Annotated in this window: 4 protein-coding genes and 1 pseudogene; 3 read left to right on the top strand and 2 right to left on the bottom strand. The window is 46.7% G+C overall.

All coding sequences use genetic code 11. The features are described 5' to 3' along the window. Positions 1–412 precede the first annotated feature (412 nt). Positions 413–3,058: a cation-translocating P-type ATPase gene (locus O9323_RS20980; protein WP_288125710.1), complete on the top strand. Its 2,646-nt coding sequence runs from the start codon at positions 413–415 to the stop codon at positions 3,056–3,058. A gap of 117 nt (positions 3,059–3,175) precedes the next feature. On the opposite strand, the gene hemB is transcribed toward O9323_RS20980, so the two are convergent. Further along, on the bottom strand, positions 3,176–4,162 hold the full coding sequence (gene hemB / locus O9323_RS20975; RefSeq protein ID WP_002752178.1) for a porphobilinogen synthase: 987 nt from the start codon (positions 4,160–4,162) through the stop codon (positions 3,176–3,178). A 511-nt stretch (positions 4,163–4,673) separates the two neighbouring features. On the opposite strand from hemB, the gene O9323_RS20970 reads away from it, so the two are divergent. Continuing rightward, positions 4,674–5,039: a phasin family protein gene (locus O9323_RS20970; protein ID WP_002752179.1), complete on the top strand. Its 366-nt coding sequence runs from the start codon at positions 4,674–4,676 to the stop codon at positions 5,037–5,039. A gap of 59 nt (positions 5,040–5,098) precedes the next feature. Continuing rightward, entirely contained in the window at positions 5,099–5,479 is a 381-nt protein-coding gene (locus O9323_RS20965) for a hypothetical protein (RefSeq protein WP_024969665.1), read from the top strand. A gap of 179 nt (positions 5,480–5,658) precedes the next feature. Here O9323_RS20965 and O9323_RS20960 read toward each other — a convergent pair. Beyond that, positions 5,659–5,796: pseudogene (locus tag O9323_RS20960) on the bottom strand (IS982 family transposase); the annotation flags it as partial. Positions 5,797–6,010 lie beyond the last annotated feature (214 nt).

Below are 6,010 nucleotides of genomic sequence, written 5' to 3'. Positions count from 1 at the left end.
GAAGGTTACATGATATCAGCCAGACTTGGAAACTATCTCATCAAATTAGTCCCCCCATAGAACCCCCTTGAGCCATCTTGCACACTTTTCTCTTTTTGTCAAATTTTATGTTAAGAAAGATGTGACTAATGGATAGCTTATTAAGGGGGGATTAAGGGGGGATCCCCCCGCTTATCGGCACACCCCTTATCAAGGGGGGCAGGGGGGATCGAACCTAAAATCCATTTTTAATTTAATTATAACCAGCTACTTAAATTAGCCGTTAAGACTGCACCGGAGTGTCAGAGTGGGGAGCAGGGAGAGGAAGTTTGAGCATTTGTACTAAAATTGTTAATACGCAGTTTAAATTCAGTACAGTTTACCCACTCTCTGTGTGCGAGAATAGCCTGTGTGAAAAACCTAGGTAATTGTTATGGTTGCACCTATACAAAATAGGCAGTTTAACGGGTTGTCTAGCCAAGAAGCTAGTGAGCGCTTGAAACAGCACGGCTACAACGAACTCCCCTCAACTCAGCATCGTACTTTTTTAACCATCGCCCTAGACATTATCCAAGAGCCGATTTTCTTGCTCCTAATTGCCTGTGGTGTCATCTACCTCTTTTTGGGTGATGCACAAGAAGCTCTAATTTTACTGGGGTTTGTCTTTTTTATTATTGGCATCAATCTTTACCAGGAGCAAAAAACGGAACGTTCTCTAGAAGCACTGCGGGACTTATCCAGTCCGCGGGCCTTGGTGATTCGAGATGGGGAACGGCAGCGGATTGCCGGCCAGGAAGTGGTACAGGGCGATTTGATCGTGGTGGAGGAGGGCGATCGCGTTCCTGCGGATGCGATTTTGCTGTGGTCCACTCACTTGACGATTGATGAATCGCTGTTAACCGGAGAGTCTGTTCCGGTCAGGAAACGCACCATCCAGACGGCAGAAGACCCGAAGCAGCTTTCAGCCACCTTGAGACCGGGGGGCGACGACTTACCCACTGTCTATTCTGGCACTCTGGCGGTACAAGGGCAGGGCATTGCCCAGGTGCAAGCAACGGGCATACATACTGAAATGGGAAAAATTGGCAAAGCTCTGCAAACGGTTGAACCGGAAGACACGGTCTTACAAAAAGAAACCCGTCGCATTGTCGGTAAATTGACGATGATCGCGCTGGCCATTTGTGCGGCGGTGGTGGTGATTTATGGATTAACCCGGGCCGATTGGTTGCATGGCTTTTTGGCAGGATTAGCCCTGGCGATGGCAATTTTGCCCAATGAAATTCCGGTGGTGCTGGCCATCTTTCTGGCTCTGGGAGCGTGGCGATTCTCGCAAAAACAGGTACTAACCCGTCGCATTCCAGTGGTTGAAACCCTGGGTTCTGTCACCGTTCTTTGTGTCGATAAGACTGGAACCCTGACATTGAACCAAATGGCCGTCAAACAATTGTTGGTTTACAGCGGCTCCAATGCTTATCTGTACGATGTGACGCTCCACGAGCGCGAACCCTTGCCCGAAGTCCTTCATCCCCTGATCGAGTTTGGTATTCTAGCGAGTCGCAAAGATCCCTTTGACCCGATGGAGAAAGCGTTGCAGCAAATTGGTTGGGATTACCTAGCCAAGACTGAACACCTGCATAGCGATTGGCAACTACTGCGCGAATATCCCCTGTCCACCGATCTCTTGGCCATGTCCTGTGTCTGGGAATCCCTGACGGGGGAGCTTACCGTTGCGGCAAAAGGGGCCCCAGAAGCGATCGCCGATCTCTGCCATTTCAGCCCGATTCAACAACAGGAGCTTGTCGAACAGATCCAGGCAATGGCCGGAGAGGGTTTGCGAGTTCTGGGAGTTGCCCAAGGACGCAAAATGGGAACATTACCCAAAACTCACGCTCTTGAGTCATCCGGGCCTCTAGCCTACTTAGAATCTGACGATCGCTTACCTGTTCAACAACACGACTTTGAGTTTGAATTTGTGGGACTGATCGGACTGGAAGACCCCGTGCGTCCTACTGTGGCACCTGCGATCGCCGAATGCTATGGTGCGGGAATTCGCGTTATGATGATTACGGGTGATTATCCGGTAACAGCCCAGAACATTGCCCGTCAGATTGGACTCACGCCTTTAGACAAGGTGATCACCGGTAGGGAACTGGAGCAAATGGGTGAGTCGGAACTGCGCGATCGCATTCAAAGCACCAACATCTTTGCCCGTGTCGTCCCCGAACAAAAACTATTGATTGTTAATGCACTGAAACGCTCCGGGGAAATTGTGGCCATGACTGGTGATGGTGTCAACGATGCCCCGGCCCTCAAGTCTGCTCATATCGGCATTGCCATGGGTGAACGAGGTACGGATGTAGCGCGCGAGTCTGCCGATCTGGTTCTGTTGAAAGATGATTTTTCGTCCATCGTCGAATCGGTCAAACTGGGCAGACGTATCTTTGACAACCTGAAAAAGGGGATGGCCTATACCTTGGCCGTTCACGTTCCGATCGCGGGTATGTCGTTGATTCCAGTCATCTTTGGCTGGCCCTTGGTGCTACTCCCGATCCACATTGCCTTTCTGCACTTAATTATCGATCCGGCCTGCACGGTTGTGTTTGAAGCTGAACCGGCAGAAAGCGATATTATGCGTCGCCCCCCCCGTAATCCCAAAGAACCCTTGTTCAGTCGTCGGACGTTGCGATTAGCCTTGCTTCAAGGAACCAGCGTTTTAGTGGTACTGGTTATTGTATTTGCGATCGCCTATAGCAACGGCAATAGTGAATTTAATGCTCGTGCCTTAGCATTTACGACATTGATTATCTCTAACCTGGCTATGATTCTCACCAATCGTTCCTGGTCCCGAACGATTCCAGAAATGCTCCAAGCTCCTAATCGGGCTTTGTGGTGGGTGATCGGCGGTGGACTGCTGTTTTTGGGATTAGTTCTCTATGTTCCTTTGTTACGACACCTGTTCAGCTTTTCATTTCTACATACTGATGATTTGCTGGTCAGCTTAGTTTCTGGAGTTGTCAGTATTTTCTGGTTTGAAGGACTAAAACTGTGGAACCGTCGGCACTTGAACACCCAAAAATAAAAGGCATCATAGATTCCACGATCGGTTACAAATTGTTGCAGCAGTGCGCTATGTAGTTGCTTGAATGAATTGTGCCTACCTACTCAATAATCGGCATGGTGGGTTCAATCATCAAGTTTAACCCTCTGCTAACCAGCGCACGGCATCCTTAGCGTGGTAGGTTAAGATAATATCGGCACCCGCCCGTTTAAAGCTGGTTAAAGTCTCTAAAGTCACCCGTTTTTCGTCAATCCAGCCATTTAACGCCGCCGCTTTAATCATTGAATATTCCCCCGACACATTGTAGGCAGCCACGGGTAAATTAGTCATTTCCTTGATTCTCCAGATAATATCCATGTAAGATAGGGCAGGTTTTACCATTAACATATCTGCTCCCTCTAATAGGTCTAATTCCACCTCTTTTAAGGCTTCCCTGGCATTACCCGGATCCATTTGGTAGGTTCTGCGATCGCCGAATTGGGGGGTAGAATCAGCCGCATCCCGAAACGGCCCATAATAGGCAGAGGCATATTTAGCCGTATAGGAAAGAATCGGTGTATCACTATAACCCGCCTCATCCAATCCTTGACGAATTGCCTGCACAAAACCATCCATCATTCCCGACGGTGCAATGATATCCACTCCCGCTTTTACCTGAGAAACGGCGGTTTTTTGCAATAATTCCAGAGTGGGATCATTTAACACCCTGCCGGTTAAATCTCCCGTTTGCAGATAACCACAATGACCATGGTTGGTATATTCACACAAACAAGTATCGGCGACAATGAGTAGATCGGGAACTGCCTCTTTAATTGCTGTGGCCGCTTTCTGCACAATACCATGATCGTGCCATGCTCCCGTCGCCTCTGTGTCTTTACTTTCTGGCAGCCCGAATAAAATAATCGCTGGAATTCCTAAATCCCGCACTTCCTTGGCTTCGTCAACAATTTTATCGATTGATAATTGGTACACTCCCGGCATCGATTTGACTTCCCGGGCAATACCTTCCCCCGTCGTAGCGAAAAGGGGATAGATAAAGTCATTGGCTGTCAAGACGGTTTCACTCACCAGACGGCGCATTTGAGGGGTTTGACGCAGACGACGGGGGCGATGAATAGGAAACATAGTTTTTTGTGATTAAATCGGGAATCTTGTCTCGATTCTTTAGTTTAAATCTTTGCTGAGGATGAACACAAATCGATTCAGCCGGCAGCTGGCTGCCGGCAGCTATCCGCAATATTTAGTTATTTTGAGCTTAATCAAACTATTTAGATCATTTTTGACTTAATGAGACTTTATCGTCGTTTTGAGGGCGAAAAACCAGCAATTTGACTAAAATTTAATCTTTATAGCGATCACTTTTGCTGTTGCTACCACCTCATCTCTTTACAAAACTTTACCTCATCAGTGATCAGTTACCAGTTATCAGTTACCAGTTATCAGATGTGAGTTTTCAGTTCACTGATGGCTCTCTTGGATATTGGCTGAAAAATGTTCATGGTGTTACATTAGCGGCGCAAGCGTTCACTGATTACTGATTACTGTTCACTGTTCACTGACTCCCAAAACCCATCTCCATTTGGGAGAAGGATCGTTTATTCTAGGAAGTAAGAGCGATCGATTCAGGATTTTTGCTATGGCCAACTTAGGTGATTTAGTCAAAAAAGCAGTTTATTTGGGCGTAGGCATTGCTACTTATGCCGCCGAAAAAGCTGAAGTAAATTTACAAGAATTAAGAAATCAAGCCCAAAAATTAGCCGATGAGATGATTTCTCGCGGCGAAATAACGACAGAAGAAGCGCGGAAATACGTTGATGATTTCGTGAAACAGGCACAACAGCAAACGGTGACAGCTAACGAATCTAATATTCCCCATGAACCCCGACGGATAGAAATTATTGAAGATGAGGAGGACACCAAAGCAGCTGATCCCAAAGTAGATGAATTGCGGCAAAAGGTGGAACGTCTTCAGGAGGAATTACGGAAACTGCAACAGGATTAAAACCTAGATTTTAGGGATAAATAACTAATTATTACCAGACAAGGGATGCAAGTATAAACATGGACGATTGGCAGAAGGATTTTTGGGAAGTGATCGAAACTGTGGCACTGGGAATTGAAAATTTTTTCCAAGAAGTGACCCAAGCTATTGAAGAAATCAATGAGGAAATTATCATCGATCTGGAACAGTTTATTCAAGAGGTTTTACCCCAGGAATTAGAAGAATTTTTTAACCTCGATGAATCCCTATTTTCGGAATTAGACGAACCCTCGGATTTTACCCTCACTCCTAAGATTAACCCCGATCCTAACACCCATGCTGCTTGTATCGGTTGCCGTAATTATCACGGTTATATCTACGGAGGCAATCTTCTCGTCTGCGGTTTCCATCCCTACGGTTGGGATAGTGATAGTTGTCCCGATTGGCAAGCAGAGGATTAATTATTTTCCTATAAAATCAGGTAGGGTTATTATCCCTACCCATAACTTTTATCTCAAAGCAGTTAGGGACTTGCGCTTTGATAATTTACCATCTGGCTGGTCTGGTTCTTCTACAGAGCGATTTTCAAAGCTGGGATATTATTCCTACGCAAGTTCCTTATCGTTGTTGTGGTCAAAAAAAGGTATCCTTTGTCCCCAATCAGTAATCCTTGAATCGAGCCAATGACATCCCAGAGAGCTTCTCGTTCCGAGCCATTCGCGGGAGTCAGTCCCGATGAAAAAATTTTCACCCCCACAGATGAAAGAGGTTTCCTTCCCTACACCCGTTCAGACCTCGGCGTGAGCTTTTGTCGAACGCAAAAGCTCACGGCCGAAGCCCACACCCCACACCCTGACAGGGGGACAAGCGAGCTAGAAAACTTGCCAACACAGGCTTCTGGCTTCTCTCGCTAGAAATAGATCTAGCGATTCTAGGCAAAAAGCTAACGAAAGAATTAGGGATAGGAGCGAGCTTACTAGGAATTATTATTA

Source organism: Microcystis sp. LE19-131.1A (assembly GCF_027532015.1).
GTDB classification, from domain to species: domain Bacteria; phylum Cyanobacteriota; class Cyanobacteriia; order Cyanobacteriales; family Microcystaceae; genus Microcystis; species Microcystis ichthyoblabe_A.
This window is presented reverse-complemented; position numbering and strand designations above follow the sequence as displayed.